The sequence below is a fragment of the Thioalkalivibrio sp. ALE17 genome, from assembly GCF_000425605.1.
Classification (GTDB): domain Bacteria; phylum Pseudomonadota; class Gammaproteobacteria; order Ectothiorhodospirales; family Ectothiorhodospiraceae; genus Thioalkalivibrio.
The window spans coordinates 264,106-279,189 of sequence record NZ_AUDT01000002.1; the positions used below are offsets into that span (position 1 = coordinate 264,106).

15 protein-coding genes and 1 pseudogene are annotated in these 15,084 nt (G+C 62.6%); 11 read left to right on the forward strand and 5 right to left on the reverse strand.

What is annotated here, in order from left to right; genetic code table 11:
• Positions 1 to 241 precede the first annotated feature (241 nt).
• Together H609_RS0102835 and galE are read left to right on the forward strand one after the other, a co-directional pair.
• Positions 242 to 1,018, forward strand: coding sequence for a YdcF family protein (locus tag H609_RS0102835; protein WP_018880991.1), 777 nt, complete (start codon positions 242 to 244; stop codon positions 1,016 to 1,018).
• Between the two features lie 42 nt (positions 1,019 to 1,060).
• On the forward strand, positions 1,061 to 2,041 hold the full coding sequence (galE, locus tag H609_RS0102840; protein ID WP_028484277.1) for a UDP-glucose 4-epimerase GalE: 981 nt from the start codon (positions 1,061 to 1,063) through the stop codon (positions 2,039 to 2,041).
• Between the two features lie 20 nt (positions 2,042 to 2,061).
• Here the strand turns inward: galE and H609_RS0102845 are convergent, their stop codons facing one another.
• Both H609_RS0102845 and H609_RS0102850 read right to left on the reverse strand, forming a co-directional pair.
• The gene (locus H609_RS0102845; protein ID WP_028484278.1) at positions 2,062 to 5,262 is read right to left on the reverse strand and encodes a DUF3427 domain-containing protein; all 3,201 of its coding nucleotides are present in this window, start codon (positions 5,260 to 5,262) and stop codon (positions 2,062 to 2,064) included.
• On the reverse strand, positions 5,259 to 5,672 hold the full coding sequence (locus H609_RS0102850) for a (deoxy)nucleoside triphosphate pyrophosphohydrolase (RefSeq protein ID WP_081659414.1): 414 nt from the start codon (positions 5,670 to 5,672) through the stop codon (positions 5,259 to 5,261). Before H609_RS0102850 ends, H609_RS0102845 begins: the two co-directional genes overlap by 4 nt.
• A gap of 469 nt (positions 5,673 to 6,141) precedes the next feature.
• Between H609_RS0102850 and H609_RS14160 the strand changes: the two genes are divergently transcribed.
• From H609_RS14160 to H609_RS0102875, 7 genes are all read left to right on the forward strand, one after another.
• Entirely contained in the window at positions 6,142 to 6,342 is a 201-nt protein-coding gene (locus H609_RS14160; protein WP_155988713.1) for a hypothetical protein, read from the forward strand.
• Positions 6,343 to 6,544: 202 nt separating this feature from the next.
• The gene (locus H609_RS14165) at positions 6,545 to 7,465 is read left to right on the forward strand and encodes a hypothetical protein (RefSeq protein ID WP_155988714.1); all 921 of its coding nucleotides are present in this window, start codon (positions 6,545 to 6,547) and stop codon (positions 7,463 to 7,465) included.
• Between the two features lie 115 nt (positions 7,466 to 7,580).
• Positions 7,581 to 7,976 (forward strand): HIRAN domain-containing protein, encoded by a 396-nt coding sequence (locus H609_RS0102860; protein ID WP_028484280.1) that lies wholly within the window; start codon positions 7,581 to 7,583, stop codon positions 7,974 to 7,976.
• Between the two features lie 99 nt (positions 7,977 to 8,075).
• A complete protein-coding gene (locus H609_RS14170; protein WP_155988715.1) occupies positions 8,076 to 9,251 on the forward strand; it encodes a hypothetical protein in 1,176 nt (391 codons plus the stop codon).
• 414 nt (positions 9,252 to 9,665) lie between these two features.
• Positions 9,666 to 11,471 carry a DEAD/DEAH box helicase gene (locus H609_RS0102865; RefSeq protein WP_028484281.1) on the forward strand — a complete coding sequence of 602 codons (1,806 nt, stop codon included), beginning with the start codon at positions 9,666 to 9,668 and terminating at the stop codon, positions 11,469 to 11,471.
• 173 nt (positions 11,472 to 11,644) lie between these two features.
• Positions 11,645 to 11,965 carry a hypothetical protein gene (locus H609_RS0102870; RefSeq protein WP_028484282.1) on the forward strand — a complete coding sequence of 107 codons (321 nt, stop codon included), beginning with the start codon at positions 11,645 to 11,647 and terminating at the stop codon, positions 11,963 to 11,965.
• Between the two features lie 57 nt (positions 11,966 to 12,022).
• Positions 12,023 to 12,442 (forward strand): SRPBCC family protein, encoded by a 420-nt coding sequence (locus tag H609_RS0102875; protein ID WP_028484283.1) that lies wholly within the window; start codon positions 12,023 to 12,025, stop codon positions 12,440 to 12,442.
• A gap of 3 nt (positions 12,443 to 12,445) precedes the next feature.
• On the opposite strand, the pseudogene H609_RS14175 reads toward H609_RS0102875, so the two are convergent.
• A pseudogene (locus tag H609_RS14175) lies at positions 12,446 to 12,538 on the reverse strand (peptide deformylase); the annotation flags it as partial.
• Positions 12,539 to 12,714: 176 nt separating this feature from the next.
• Here H609_RS14175 and H609_RS0102885 point away from each other — a divergent pair.
• The gene (locus H609_RS0102885) at positions 12,715 to 12,975 is read left to right on the forward strand and encodes a type II toxin-antitoxin system Phd/YefM family antitoxin (RefSeq protein WP_018866580.1); all 261 of its coding nucleotides are present in this window, start codon (positions 12,715 to 12,717) and stop codon (positions 12,973 to 12,975) included.
• Entirely contained in the window at positions 12,968 to 13,231 is a 264-nt protein-coding gene (locus H609_RS0102890; protein ID WP_028484284.1) for a Txe/YoeB family addiction module toxin, read from the forward strand. Before H609_RS0102885 ends, H609_RS0102890 begins: the two co-directional genes overlap by 8 nt.
• 101 nt (positions 13,232 to 13,332) lie before the next feature.
• Here H609_RS0102890 and def read toward each other — a convergent pair whose 3' ends face one another.
• Positions 13,333 to 13,884 (reverse strand): peptide deformylase, encoded by a 552-nt coding sequence (gene def, locus H609_RS0102895; RefSeq protein ID WP_026280342.1) that lies wholly within the window; start codon positions 13,882 to 13,884, stop codon positions 13,333 to 13,335.
• Between the two features lie 65 nt (positions 13,885 to 13,949).
• Entirely contained in the window at positions 13,950 to 14,846 is an 897-nt protein-coding gene (locus H609_RS0102900; RefSeq protein WP_196800889.1) for a nucleotidyl transferase AbiEii/AbiGii toxin family protein, read from the reverse strand.
• Positions 14,847 to 15,084: the final 238 nt, after the last annotated feature.

Consider the following 15,084-nt stretch of genomic DNA (forward strand, 5'->3'; position numbering starts at 1 on the left):
CTTGGACATTTCTGGCGGTTGTTTGGAGGCTTCACCCGACCGGGAACCGGGCCCGCACCGCACCCCGAAGGCCGCGATACCTGGCTACGCTTACCGGGAATACCGGATTCCACAAGCAACTTGATGTTAGGCCCCGGTTGTGAACAGAGTCCACGTAAGGCCTTCATTCCCGGCGGCTCCTGACTAACGTTCGCGTTACGGCGCCGCCGGGCCGTCCTGCTACCGCCAACAAGGGTGCCCCGTGGATTTTCTGTCGCTGCGTTTTCTGGCCGACTGGCTGCTGCTCCCGCCCAGCGGGCCGCTGCTGCTGGCCCTGGCGGGCCTGCTGCTGATGCGCACCCTCGCGGGCAAGGCGCTGCTGATCACCGGGCTCCTGCTGACCTACGCCTTCAGCCTCCCACCCGTCAGCCACGCCCTGATGGCCCCGTTGCAGGCGCCCTGGTCACCCCCCGACGCGGCGGCACTGGAACGCGCCGAGGCGATCGTCGTGCTCGGCGCCGGCTACCGCAGCGGCGCCGTCGAGTTCTCCGGCGAGACGGTGAACGACCTGGCCCTGGTGCGCCTGCGCTATGCCGCGGCCCTGCACCGGCGCACCGGCCTGCCGGTGGTCGCCACCGGCGGCGGCCCGGACGATCGGGAACCGGAGGCCCGCTGGATGGCCGAGGTGCTGGAGGAGTTCGGGGTATCGCCGGTGTGGCAGGAACCTCAGGCGCGCGACACGCAGGGCAATGCCCGCCACTCGGCCGCGCTGCTGCAGGAACACGGCCTGCAACGCGTGCTGCTGGTCACCCATGCCCACCACCTGCCGCGCGCCACGGCCGCGTTCGAACGCGCCGGGCTGGAGCCCATCCCGGCGCCAACCGGGGCGTTCGTCGCGCATGACACGCGGCTGTCGTTAGGCGCCTTCAAACCCCAGGCTAACGCCATGCGCACGAGCTGGCTCGCCATGCACGAGTACCTCGGTATTCTGTGGTATCGCTGGCAATACGGCCGTCACCCGGCACCACCCGACCCCTGACGCGCCCCGCCAGCCCCAACCCACAGCGACCGGGGGCGATGGATGAAACTGCTGGTAACGGGCGGGGCCGGCTATATCGGCAGCCATGTCCTGCAGCACCTGCGCAGGGCGGGGCACACGGTCACCGTCTACGACAACCTCAGTACCGGCCACGCCTGGGCCGTGGGGGATGCCGAGCTGGTGGTCGGCGACCTGGCCGATACCGAAGGCCTGCGCGACACCCTAGAACGCGGGTTCGACGGCGTGCTCCACTTCGCCGCGCATATCGTCGTGCCCGAATCGGTCGCCGATCCGCTCAAGTACTACGGCAACAACACCCGCAACACCCTCAATCTGCTGCAGGCCTGTGCGGATACCGGCGTGCGCCATTTCGTGTTCTCCTCCACCGCCGCGGTCTACGGCATCCCCGACACCGTCTCGGTTGCGGAGGACGCACCGCTGCAGCCGATCAACCCCTACGGCGCCTCCAAGATGATGTCCGAGCGCATGCTGATGGACCTGGGCGCCGCCTCGGACCTGCGCTACGTCAGCCTGCGTTACTTCAACGTGGCCGGCGCCGCCCCCGACGGCCACCTGGGGCAGGCCACGCCCGACGCCACCCACCTGATCAAGGTCGCCTGCCAGGCCGCCACCGGCCAGCGCGACGGCATCACCGTATTCGGCACCGACTACGCCACCCGCGACGGCACCTGCGAGCGCGACTACATCCACGTGGAAGACCTGGCCGCCGCCCACGTCCGCGCCCTGGAACACCTCGACGGCGGCGGCGACTCCCAGGTACTCAACTGCGGCTACGGTCACGCCTACAGCGTGCTCGAGGTGATCGACGCCGTGAAACGCGCCAGTGGCGTGGACTTCCCCGTCAGCCTCGGCCCGCGCCGCGAAGGCGACCCGCCCGCCCTGATGGCCGACGCCCGCCGCATCCGCCAGACCCTCGCCTGGGAACCGCAATACGCCGACCTCGACCAGATCGTCCGCCACGCCCTCGCCTGGGAACAGAAGACCGCGCTTCAGACCGCCTGACCCGCGTTTCCCCAGCCGCGTTACAGGACCGTGCGGCGGGCGAGGTGCAGGAGCCGGGCGGGCAGTTCGTACTCCAGCGCCCAGATGATGCTCATCGGCTTGCTGCCCTCGTGGTGCTGGTAACGCACCGGGCCGCAGAAGGTGAATGGCTCGCTGAGGCCCGTCGCATCACGCTTAGCCCGCCGAATGAACAGCATGGGGGTGTAGCCACGTGCCTCGTGGTGGATGTAGCGCTGCCCGGTTTCCGAGGTGGGGGAGGTGCCGGACTGTGACTGCCAGTGGAACCGACGCTCGTTGAGGGCGTAGTCCTCGTACATAGTGGTGGGGGAGAACTCCTGCTCGGATTTCTCCAGGGTGACGAACAACGCATCCACCCGCCGCTCCGGTACGTGCCGCACACCCTCCTGCTGGGTGATCGGCTTCTCCAGGCTGCCAAGTCCCAGCGCCAGCAGGATCTGCTCGCGGGTGTAGGACGCGTGCAGTTCCAGTGGCCCCGTCTGCTCCGGGAAGGTGATGCCGCTGGCGGGGACGATACGCTCGTGTCTCCAGGCGGCGACTTCCTGGAGATCCCGGTAAAGGGGGCGCTGTTCGCGGACGAAGGCGTCCACGGCGGTTAGGTCCCCGTCCCCCGGCCGCGTCTTGCCCCATAGGGTGCTGTGGACGAGGGCCAACCGGAGCCGATCTTCTTCGGCAAGCTGCTCCACGTTCGCGGCCGGCTGCGCCAGATGGGTCTGCAGGGTTTCCAGCAACTGGTGATCGTCACACCGCGCCAAACGCTGCAGCCCGCGTTTGAGGCCTCTGGCATAGGGTCCCAGCGCTTCGGTCGATTCGCCTCCGCAGTCCGCGCGTAGCCGGGAGGGCAGGTCCTTGCGCAGCAGGTCTTCCGCATCATCCATATGCAGGCAGTCGAGCATCTTGGCAAGGCTGGCGGAGTCGATGTCCTCCCGGAAACAATCTTTCAACTCGGCCACGATCTGCGGTCGCTGGCGGTTGATCTGCGCACGGATGTTGTCGAGGACGTGCTGGGTAGCCAGGCGGTCGAGGTGGATCAGGCAGCCGCTGGGCAACCAAGGGAAGCCTTCCTGGATCTGGTGATCCACCCGCTTCTCCGGCCGCGCGCTCAAGGCCCGGAACCGAGCGGCATAACGAAAACGCCGATCCTGCGGCGCCACGAAATCCAGCACGGTCAGGTGCGGCTTGCCCTCGTGCAACCGCAGGCCGCGGCCAATCTGCTGCAGGTAGACCGTGAGACTCTCGGTCGGGCGCAGCAGCAAAACGGTGTCCACCTCCGGCAGGTCCACGCCTTCGTTGTAGAGATCCACCGTGAAGATGAAGCGGATGCGCCCCTCGCGCAGATCGCGCTGTACCGACTTCCGCTCGTGATCCGGGCTTTCGCCAGTCAGCACCGCGCTGGGCACCTGCTTGGCCGAGAAATGCTCGGCCATGAACCGCGCATGGGCGCGACTGATGCAAAAGCCCAACCCGCGAACCGAGCCGAGATCCGTCGCGTGCTCATGGGCCTGCTGCAGCACCCAATCAGCGCGCGCCCGGTTGCCGGTGAACACCCCTTCCAGTTCGTCGGCGTCATAGCCCCCGCGCTTCCAGCTCACCCGGCTCAGATCCACGGATTCATGGTCGGCCACACCGAAGTAATGGAACGGCACCAGCAAGCGCCGCTCAATCGCATCCGGCAGGCGGATCTCATGGGTGAAGCGTTGGCCGAAGTGCTGGCGGATATCGTCGGCATCCGTGCGCTCCGGCGTCGCGGTCAGGCCCAGCAGGCACTTGGGCCGCACATGCTCCAGGATGCGCTGGTAGCTGCCGGCGGTACTGTGATGCGCCTCATCCAGCACCACGTAATCGAAATGCTCCGGAGCCAGCCGGTCGAGGTCCCGCGCATTCCAGCTCTGCACCGTACAAAACAGGTGGCGATCCTGACTCGGACGCGCCCCGCCCACCAGCACTTCGCCAAACTCGCGGTCGTGCAGGACCTGACGGAAGGTCATCATCGCCTGGCGCAGGATCTCCTCGCGGTGGGCGATGAACAGCAGCGACGGCCGCCCCTTATCCGCCTGCTCGCGCGCAAAGCGCCGATAGTCGAACGCCGCGATCATGGTCTTGCCGGTCCCAGTGGCCGCGATCACCAGATGGCGGTCGATCCCCGAACGGCGTTCGCGCTGGATGTCCTCGAGGATCTCCTGCTGAAAAGCGTAAGGCCGCAGATCGAAGAACGCGGTGGCGTCTTTCTGCGCCCCAGGGCCCGAGCTGGCTTCCGACTCCAGCGCCTGCTGCAGGCGGGGTAGGTTATCCGTCGTGAGCGGTTCAAACTCCGCCGGGTCTGCCCAATGCGCCTCGAACGAGGTCTGGATCTGGCGCCACATATGCGGCAGCTCGTATTCGCTGACCTTGGCCGTCCACTCCAGCCCCTCATCCATCGCCACCCGCGAGACATTCGCCGAGCCGATGTAGGCACTGCCGAACCCCGTGCTCCGATGGAACAAGTAAGCCTTGGCATGCAGGCGCGTGCGGTGCGTGTCGTACGAGACCCGAATCTCGGTGTTCGGCAGGCCCAGCAGAAACTCGATCGCCTTGAGATCCGTGGCCCCGAGGTACGAGGTCGTCGCGATCCGTAGCTTGGGCGAACCATCGGCCGTCGGGGTCTCGGTAAAGCGCTTCAGCGTCTCGCGCAGGGCGCGAATGCCGCTCCACTTGATGAACGAAACGAGCCAGTCCGCCCGCTCCGCACTGGCCAGTTCCTTCTCGATCTGCGTGACCAGGCTCGGTGTGCGATCGGACCCCGTGAGCAGGCTGGACAGCGCCAACGGAATATCCGGCCGCGGTGTCTCCTGTTGCCCCACCTGGTCGGCGGTCGGAGAGCGCACCTCCAACAATTGCCGAAACGGCGGGTGGGGCAGGTCCTCCTCAATGCCCGACAGCGGATGCCCGGCCGCCGCCAGCGCATCCGCCAGGATCTGCACGGCCCGGGTCCAATCCTCATGCCCCTTCTCGCGCAGCTCCCCGGCCCGCTCCGCCAGCCGCTGGGCCAGTTCGGCGGCCAGCGTCATCGCCAGGTCGTCACCCTCCAGCCCCTGGCTCCAGCGGGCGTAGTCCTCCAGCCCCAGGGCCGCCAGCGCCTGCCGCACCCGCGGCGTATCCAGCCGTTCATGCAGGCCGACCCATTCGGCCCCGGGCAGGGACTTGGCGGCGCTATCCCGGCTCATACGGAACGCCCCGCAACAAAGGCTTCGAGCAACGGGATGTCCGCGGGCGCGAGTTCGAGCCCGCGCGCCTCCGCCGGCGACACCCAGCACCAGCGATCGTGCACCGTCAGCACCGGGCTCTCGTCATCCGTCCACGCCCGCAGCGCCACCAACTCAAGGCTACCGTTACCCGGAATCGGCGTACGACCGATCTCTTCCCCCACCCGCAGCTCCAGCGCCAGCTCCTCGCGAAATTCGCGGCACAACGCGGCCTCCAGGCTCTCACCCGGTTCCGCCTTGCCACCGGGAAATTCCCAATACCTCGCCAGCGCCTGATCGGCCCCACGACGCGCCAGAAAGATCCGCCCCTGCGCGTCCTCCAGAATGCCGCAGACCACCACCGCCTGATTCGCTTCTATGAGCGTTTCCAACACCGGCTCTCCGTTAACCTCTGGCCGGATCGTACCAGGGAACGCCGCCACGGCTCCCGCCGGAAGCCCGATTCTCGCCCCACGCGTGGTGCCTCCTCCCATCACCCCACCCTGCGCTAACGGTGATATACCGATTCTGTATAGCACCGCGCTCTGTCACGCCCGAGCCGCCGCCTTCCACCTCTCGCCCCGAATCAGTCCAACCCCAAGCCTTTAAGGTCGGCCCCTCCGTCTCCGCTCTCTTGGGCTGGTGAGCCGCTGTAAGACCTTGAACAAGCGCCGCAAAGTTCTCGTCCCAGCGCGTGAGCCGCCATGCCACTCGACGCGACGGCCACTACCATGATAAAAGCATGGTTTATCTGTGGCGGTGTGCCACCGAGAGGAGAACGCCAGGATGATATGCAGAATCTGTATATCACCAATATCACAGATTCTGTCTAATCTACTGTTAGAGCAAAGGGAGAAAATAATGCAATCCAGTGCCAAACAAGGCGATCCAAAGGAAATTGATAGATTGGAGGGAGAGCTAAAGGCGAAAGGCTATAGGCGAGTAGATGCTACTAATCCCAAAGCATTAAAACCTGGTGAGTATCTGCGCCATGAATTCAGTGGCACGGCCACGTCATTTGAAGGACCTGCTCAATCCAGAATTGAGTGGCGATTGAAATGAGAATCAAGGTTCTTAGCTTCACTGAAATCCAAATGCGACGTTCTTGGCAACAAGTTCCAGTCCGGTCGTGCTCTACCACCAATCCCGGTACCGTGCTATTTGCTCTAACAAGTCGCTCAAGTTCGTTCCGCGCTTCGCGCTCCACCGGACGCGGCTAACGCCGCGCCGCTTAGCTTAGACGTTGGCCATCATGGAGAGTCCTGTGGAAACGGTGCTGCTGGTATTGGACGAGTCGGGAGCCAAAGGCTACGACAACAACAAAGAGCAGCATCAAGGCGAATTCGGCGTCATGGCGGGGTTTGCTTTGCCCGAGTCCAAGGCGGAGGCCTTTGTCAGTGGATTGTCTGACATAGTCCAGTCATTTGCCACTGACGGAAAGCTGCACATAACCGATCTCGAACCAGAGGCACAGGAAACGCTTCGTCAGCGTCTGTTTGAGTATTTTTCTGAGTGTCGCGCCCTCTGGTTCTACGAGGCAGTTTACGTTCAAGGCTTTCACGAAGCTCATGGCCGAGGAAAACAGCTTGTTGAAGAAGCGTTGGGTGCTCGTCGATCAGCTGTGAAATTGTCCTCGAACCCAACCAAGGAGTCACTTCACGGGGAGCTATTTCTTGGCGCATTCGGGTCAGGGTTGGCGTTGACCATGGATTACATAGGATCACCGGTCCACCTGAAAGTATTAACGGATCGGGTGGATGCGCCACTTCTCAAAAAATTTGAAGCCCAAGCTGGTCAGCTCTTAAATGTAGGGCAGCCGGATCGCACTGAGGTAACTGGCTTCGATACAGAAAAAAAGGAAATAGTTAGAGGGGCAATTGAAACGAGTGTGGTTTCAGGCCATGACGCCTTAGGTGATTTTTCTGGGATCACATACGAGATTGAATGTGATGACAACTTGTTGACGCTCGCGGCGGATGTCCTAGCAAATAGCGTTCATCATCATCTTAAACAGATCCAGGACAACACACCCGGGGCATCGCTAAATTCCCCAGAAGCAATACACGGTCATCCTTTACAGCATTTAGTCTATGGAGCACCTGCGGGCGCAGGCTCGGTAAACGTAGCTGACACGATCTATAGGCACCCAAATTCGCGTAAGGAGTCTGGTGCAAATGACGGCTAACAAATCGTTGCACTGGACATTTGACCCGCTGCCCATTTTTGCTGCCGCAAAAAACAGGCATCGCCTCAAATGCCGGTGAACTCAGGCGTTATACCGCCGAGGAGGCCATGTAGAGATGCCAGTCAACGGACGATGGAAGGTCGAGATCCCAGCGGGTTACCGGATCTTTGAGCGGGAGTTTTCAATTGCAGGCGTTCAGCACTACAAAGACAATTTCTTTAAGGCCGTCAAGAAAGGCAATGTGGAGTTCCGGATGCAAACAGAACCTGGAAACCGACATGACCCCAACGCTATAGCGATACTGGCATCTCGCAAGTCTTTCTTTGGCCGCGTAGAGAAGAAAGTGGGCCATGTCCCGGCCGAGATAGCTTCACAGATAGCGGATGCAAAGGTCGGTGATAAACTAGTTCTGAGGCCGAAGAAGCTATACATCAGTGACGACGGGTTTATTGATTTGAAGTTCGATATTCTGGGTCCGGAGCAGTTGTTCGAGCAATATTCAACGGTATAACCAGTCGGCCAACCGGACCGCATTTCCGCTGTCGCTCCAATGCGCCCGGTTACCTTATGCGTTGGGCGTCGCAATCAAACTACTGGATGAACTCTGAATATGCATAGTGGAACGTTCTTGTGGGAGGTGCAGCACTCCCCCTATCCTTCGCAATTCTTGACGGGGACACGTCAATTCGGTGAGTCATTGCCGCTCTACTTGGTCGATCAGTTTGAGGGAAAACGCCCTGTGCTTCTTAACGACGAATTTTTGTCAAACGGGGAAATTACGTTTGGGATGTATCCGAGTGCATTGCTCGACTCAAACATTCTGGATGCCATCGACAAGCGAGTTTCCGGAAAGGGCGTGTCGGACGGCCTTGAGGGTTTCCTTCGTTTTGTGACGGAAAAGGGCTGGGACTTTAGCCCCATGTTCTATTACATGGAACACTTGGCAAAATCATCTCAGGGTGACTTTTTGCCCAATGCCATTAGACGCACGGAAGCACTATTGCGTCTTCACTCCATGAATGAAGACCACTTTTTCGCGACCGGAGAAGTAATTCCAAATCCAGAGGCTGTTGCGCATTACACCAGCGAAGCAGGAGCAAAAACGTTGCGGGAAGTCGCAGAGCAACGAGTTACATCCTTTGCGAACGATTACGAACGGCAGGCGCTCGCTGGAATTATTGAAGCAACGCAAATCGCGCTAATTAAGATGGTTCTACTTCACAAGTTCGAACAGCCCAAAGCGTCGCCTGCCAAAAAGCATGAGGAATTCATTAGGTTTCTGCGTGAGGACCTCGGAATCATGCTTGCACGAGAGGCTCACTTAGCACTGCACTATTTCTGTGATCGAACAGGGAAGCTGCTGGGAATTCAGGCAAACACCTCTGTCAAGAAAGCATTGGGCACTGTGCGGTCGACTGCCTGGGATATGTTCCTACTCCGTTTTCCAGAGATGCTATTTTCAGAGACGCCTGCCGAGCTTTGCATTGCATATGTGGCTACTCACGAGAAGCGACTTCAAGAGCTAGCCCGTCTCTTTACTATCGAAAGAATTCACAGCAACAGTTCAAGCGGCTTCGCGCCTCAAGTGAGCTACGATCTATCTAGCATTCCAGCGGAAGTTGTCGCTGAAATTCCTAACGACCTTGATATTCCGCCATCACTCGCTAATTTGTCAGGCCGAAAGTCCGTATGCGTTCCCGCCGGCTTACTAGATGCGCTGGAGCGCGAGCTCGCGCGACTTTGCGGCGACGCCCAACCCTGCAATGCACCGGACGCTGCGCGATAAAGCCGCGCAGCGCCGGTGATTTTAAACGTTATGCACCGTATGCCCATGTTTGATCACCTTATACCTCTAAAGACGAATGTTTTTAACAAAGAACTGCGGGGGATGCGGGGCCAATTCGGCAAGAAGGTTCCTTCATTGAGCTACGGATCAAAAGATCCTGCGAACTTGGTGCTTTCCTGCAGACGCTGCAACGCTTTTAAAAAGCATCGCATTCCGTCAGCGGAGTTGGTGGCGCGCATACTATCAAGACGGTGCCTAACAAGTCGTTGAAGCGGATGAAGGAACCTGTCACGCCAATTGCTGGCGCAATTGCCGCGCCAGAACCGCTTCACTGCTTAACTCGGCGTGATCCACGCTGGTAGGGTTCGGAGGATGACCACGCTAATACCTTCGCTGAACAGCTGCCTGCCGCGGATGACGTCGGGCGAGAAGCGCTTTGCGCGGCGCCTGGAGCAGTTCCTGGAGGATGACTACCTGTGCTGGTACGACGTGCCGGTGGGCGGGCGGTCGGAGCATCCGGATTTCATCGTGCTGCATCCGCAGCGGGGTCTGCTGATCCTGGAGGTGAAGGACTGGCGGCTGGAGACCATCCGGCAGATCGATCGCCAGGAGGCGACCATCCTGACGGACCGGGGCCTGAAGGTGGTGCCCAACCCGCTGGAGCAGGCGCGGCAGTATGCCTATCAGGTCATCAAGCCACTGGAGCGCGATGCGCAGCTGGTGCATCCGCCGGGGTCTTCGCTGCAGGGCCGGCTGATGCTGCCGTTCGGGCACGGGGTGGTGCTGGCCAATATTACCCGCGCGCAGTTCGAGCAGCAGGAGCTGGGCGAGGTGATTCCGGCCAATCGGGTCATCTGTCGCGACGAGATGACGGAGTCCCAGGATCCGGAGGATTTCCAGAAGCGGCTGTGGGACATGTTCACCGTGCAGTTCCCGCACCGGTTGTCGCTGCCGCAGATCGACCGCATCCGCGGTCACCTGTTCCCCGAGATCCGCATCCGCCAGGGCAGTCTGTTCGACGATGCGCCCGACGCGGACGACACCGAATCCCCGGCCGATGTGCTCCCGGACCTGATGCGGGTGATGGACCTGCAGCAGGAGCAGCTGGCGCGCAGCCTGGGAACCGGGCACCGGGTGATCCATGGCGCGGCCGGCGCGGGCAAGACGCTGATCCTGGTCTACCGCTGCCTGCATCTGGCGCGGGCCCTGCGCAAGCCGATCCTGGTGCTGTGCTACAACCGCACCCTGGCCGACCGCCTGCAGGCCATCCTGGCGGAGAAGGGCGCGGGCGACCAGGTGGTGGTGTACAACTTCCATCGCTGGTGCCACGCGCAGCTGCGCACCTACAACGTGCCGCCCCCGCCGAATAACACGGACAAGCGGGCGTTCTTCGACCAGCTGGTGCAGCAGGTGATCGGCGGCGTCGACCAGGGGCAGATCCCCGGTGGGCAGTACGGCGCGGTGATGATCGACGAGGGCCACGACTTCGAACCGCACTGGTTCCGGCTGGCCACGCAGATGGTCGATCCGGACACCAACTCGGTGCTGGTGCTGTACGACGACGCCCAGTCGATCTACGGCCGCAGCCAGAGCCGGTTCAGCTTCTCCAGCGTGGGCGTGGAGGCCCGCGGGCGCACCACCATCCTGCGGGTGAATTACCGCAACACCCGCCAGGTGCTGGACCTGGCCACCCGTTTCGCCCGCGAACTGCTGGACCCGCAGGAGGCCGAGGAAGACGGCATTCCACTCGTGCCGCCGGAAAGCGCGGGCCGCGAAGGCCCGGAGCCCGCGATCATCCCCCTGCCCGCCCAGCCGCAGGAGATCGAATACATCGCCGGGCACTTCAAGCGGCTGCACGAACAGGGTCGCCCCTGGAGCGAGATGGCCGTGCTGCACCGCCGCGTGCCCGCCGCCGGCAAGATCCGCGCGGTGTTCGAGCGCGCGGGCATCCCGCTGGAAAACCTCGGGGACCGCAATCGTCAGAAGTCGGCCACCCCGGCCGACACGGTCAAGATGGTGACCATGCACTCCAGCAAGGGCCTGGAGTTTCCGGTGGTGGCCCTGACCGGCCTGGGCGAGATGGATACCGCCGAGGAGCGCGAGGCCGAAGAGGCCCGCCTGCTCTACGTGGCCATGACCCGGGCCATGGACGAGCTGATCGTCACCGGCCCGCCGCAGGCCCCCTTCCTCCGCCGCATCGGGGAGGCTGCGCAGGCCTGAGCCCGCGGGCCCGCGCGGGCGCCGGTCGGGGAGCGCAGGGTGCGGCGGCCGTCACCGAATGGGTGGCCCGTCTTTGACGGTTGCGAGGGGTGGGTCTAGCGTCAAAGGAGAGGGGCAGGGAAAGGCTCCGGTAAATCCGTTGCGACCTCGCGGAATCGCGAAGGAGGCACACCATGCGCAGCGTAGACAACATGCCGGCCCTGGACTGGGAAAACGGCAGGAACGCCATGCGGGCGAAGTTCCAGGTGATGCACGAGGAACCGGTGGTGCTGAATATGCCGGCCGACATGGACTGGTCGGTGAATGGCGGCGAGTTTGGCTGCACGCTGGACGAGAACGGTATGCCGCGCGACTGTGAAGGCGGCAGCCTGCTGCATCGGCTGGCGAAGCTTAATGACATGCCGGGACTGGAGGACATCGCGCAGGCCTGCGCCTACTCCAGCTCCCGCGTGGATATCGACGCCGCCGGCTCCCGCAGCATCGTGCACGACTGATCGGGCCTGCGCCGCCGGCCCGACCGGCGGCGACCCTGCAACCTGGAGCGGTGGCCGATGTCGGTGATCCACCACGAGATGGAGATCGACGCCGCTCCGGAGGCGGTGTTCGAGCTGATGGCCCGGGTGGAGGCGTTCGCCGCCTACAGCGAGGCCATTGACTCCATCACCCGCGTCGGGCCCGAACTCTACCGCTGGCGTGTGCGGGTGGCCGGGGTGCCGCTGACGTTCGACGTGGAAGTGCTGGTCGCCGTCCCGCCACGCCTGCTCGGCTGGCGCGCGCTGGCCGGGCTCTCCTGCGAGGGCTGCTACCGGCTGACGCCGAGCGCGCGCGGCACGCATCTGGAACTGGCCGTGCGCTGCGGCGAGGAGAATCCCCTGACCGATGGCCTGCTCGGTCTGGCGGCCCATCCGCTGCTGGACGCGCTGGGGGCGGAGGTGGTGCGCAACGCCTGGCCGCGCCTCCACGGGCCATGAGCACTACTGCTCCGCGTGGAACTCGCGGTATTCGCCGAGGAAGGCGAGGCGGGTAGTTTCGGTGACGCGATCGATGAACAGGGTACCGTCGAGGTGGCCCTAGGCAGCTGGCTCGCGCCCCGCGCGGTGAACACGGGGTCCACCGGCGTCAGGCGAGTGGCTGTCAGGTAACCGGTATTTCACTCGGCGACGCGATAGCACAACCTGCACAGTTGGTTGTACATGTGGGCCGGCCGGCCTATACTTGTACAAGTCAAGGTACAGGAGGCGCCATGAAGATTGTTTCATTCACCGAGGCTCGCAACGGTCTCAAGGCCGTACTGGATGGGGTGGTCAACGATGCCGACACCACGGTGATTACGCGCCGTGATTCGGAGGATGCAGTGGTCATGTCGCTTGATCACTACAACAGCCTGATGGAAACGGTGCATCTTTTGCGTTCCCCTGCCAATGCAGAGCACCTCAACAGGTCCATTACGCAATACAAGGCCGGAAAGGCAACCGAGCGTGCGCTGGTAGGTGGGGATGAGTAGTCGGTTGCTTTGCTGGACCGACGAAGCATGGACCGACTACCTCTACTGGCAACGCCAGGACAAAAAGACCCTGAAGCGGATCAACAAGTTGATAGAAGACGCGAAACGGTCCCCATTGGAAGGCATTGGCAAGCCGGAAGCCCTCAAGGAGAACCTGGCGGGTTTCTGGTCGCGTCGAATTGATGACACCAATCGACTTGTGTATGCGGTGGAGGATTCGTCTATCACGATCATCTCCTGCCGATATCACTATTAAGTGCGAGGTCGACTACCGACGCATCCTGTATCGGCGATCGACGGTACCGTCCTAGTAGCCGGAGGAAGTCGGGCCCATTCGGATGGCCAGCAGGGGCGGGCTTACGTGGGCTTTGACGAGGGTGCCGCGTGGAACTCGCGGTATTCGTCGAGGAAGGCGAGGCGGGTGGTGTCGGTGACGCGGTCGATGAACAGGGTGCCATCGAGGTGGTCGATCTCGTGCTGGAAGACGGTGGCGAGGAACCCTTCGGGTTCCAGGTGGCGGGGCGTGCCGTCGGGCTCGTAGTAGTCCACGGCGATGTGGCGCGGCCGGGCAACCTCCCCGCGCAGCCCGGGTACGGACAGGCAGCCTTCCCAGTAGCGTTGCGGGGTTGGGTCCAGCACGGTCACGGTCGGGTTGACGAGGACCAAGCGGCCGGTCGGCACGGCTCCGGGGTAACGGGTATTGCCCGGCTGGATCTCGATCACGGCTACGCGTAGCGGAACGCCGATCTGGGCAGCAGCCAGGCCGAGGCCTTCGCTGGCGTGCATGGTATCGACGAGGTCGTCCACCAGGGCGTGCAGCCCAGGGCTGTCAAAGTCCGAGTCGGGTACCGGGTCGCAGACGCGACGCAGATCGGGGTGCCCCATGCGCAGAATACGGCGAATGCTCATGGAAACGATGGTGCCACGGCGCCGCATCTTCCGCTGCTGCGGGAGATGCGCGATGGAATCGCGTGTTAGCTGGAAGGCGTCCAGCCATGCCCGGCATGCCAGGTTTCCCGAAACACCGCACGTTGTTTGACCGCGCGCAGCGGACGCGACAGGAACGCTCGCAGATCCGTTACTACATCGGAAAGCGGGAGGTGTGCCAGGGTGTTTTTCTTCAGAAATGCGTGCCACTGGATCTGCTTCGATCGGTCCTGTGCGAAGTCGTCGCTAAGGCCGAACGGGGTACCTTCCGGCAGCGGTGTCATGCGGCGTTCGAATGTCGCGTGAATGGCCTGGTACAGAATTTCGCCTTCGAAATCGGCATAACGCGACAAGACCCAGAGATCGAAGTAATCCTTCATACGACTGTTGGCGATGCCGAGCGACACCAGTGCCTCCAGCTTTTCGGCGACAACGGTCGCGCGGGGATAGGCGCGAAGCCGGGGGGCAGGCATGGCCGGCAATATCACCGGGAACTCGACGGCGTCGGGGCCTGGTGTCACGGCATCGCCAAAACCCACGTCGATCTGCGTGTGGCAGCGCGCACCGTCCAGCAGCCCTATCAACGTGATCCGCACACCGGAGTAGCTGGCCTCCTTGCGAATCGCCTCCGCGCGTACCGAGTCGGCCTGAAAACGGATTCCATCGTCCTGCTCCACCGAACAGACATCCCGAAACACAGCCTCAATATGCGGCAGCTCGGCTGACCCGAAGCCCAGGAGATCGGCATCACGCGTCGGACGGTGCGGGATGTCGAACCACAGATCGAACAGCAAAGCGCCCTTGAGAAGGAACTGGTCTGCATGGGAGGAGGTGCTCAGGCGATACAGGAACCGTTCAAGGGCATAGCGGGTTAGGGAAACCCTGATCCATGTACACGCTCGCGTTGGTGTCCCAGGTTTTCCGAGACAAGGCGCGGTGCGCAGCCGGTAGTGGCTCTACCCGCAAGCGGCGTAATGCAGGATCGGGGAACCTGGGGTGCCAACCCCGAGGGGCTCGGCCGCTTTTGCGCGGGAACGGCGTTGCGGCTCCCTTGTGCAGAATGACTGCACGGCAGTCGCCGCGCCTTGTTCGCACGCAAAAGCGACTCGAGCGCGAGCGTGTACATGGACCAGGGTTTCCCTGGTACGAGGTTGTAGTCCTGCTTGTGGTTTCGGGCGTTTT

Bases quoted from the DNA above. Each gene is read 5' to 3' on its own strand.
- H609_RS0102875 (WP_028484283.1), top strand. From the start codon at position 12,023: ATGTCGGTGATCCACCACGAGATGGAGATCGACGCCGCTCCGGAGGCG.
- H609_RS0102870 (WP_028484282.1), top strand. From the start codon at position 11,645: ATGCGCAGCGTAGACAACATGCCGGCCCTGGACTGGGAAAACGGCAGG.
- H609_RS0102890 (WP_028484284.1), top strand. From the start codon at position 12,968: ATGAGTAGTCGGTTGCTTTGCTGGACCGACGAAGCATGGACCGACTAC.
- H609_RS14170 (WP_155988715.1), top strand. From the start codon at position 8,076: ATGCATAGTGGAACGTTCTTGTGGGAGGTGCAGCACTCCCCCTATCCT.
- H609_RS0102885 (WP_018866580.1), top strand. From the start codon at position 12,715: ATGAAGATTGTTTCATTCACCGAGGCTCGCAACGGTCTCAAGGCCGTA.
- H609_RS14160 (WP_155988713.1), top strand. From the start codon at position 6,142: ATGCAATCCAGTGCCAAACAAGGCGATCCAAAGGAAATTGATAGATTG.
- def (WP_026280342.1), bottom strand. From the start codon at position 13,884: ATGAGCATTCGCCGTATTCTGCGCATGGGGCACCCCGATCTGCGTCGC.
- H609_RS0102865 (WP_028484281.1), top strand. From the start codon at position 9,666: ATGACGTCGGGCGAGAAGCGCTTTGCGCGGCGCCTGGAGCAGTTCCTG.
- H609_RS0102845 (WP_028484278.1), bottom strand. From the start codon at position 5,262: ATGAGCCGGGATAGCGCCGCCAAGTCCCTGCCCGGGGCCGAATGGGTC.
- H609_RS0102860 (WP_028484280.1), top strand. From the start codon at position 7,581: ATGCCAGTCAACGGACGATGGAAGGTCGAGATCCCAGCGGGTTACCGG.
- galE (WP_028484277.1), top strand. From the start codon at position 1,061: ATGAAACTGCTGGTAACGGGCGGGGCCGGCTATATCGGCAGCCATGTC.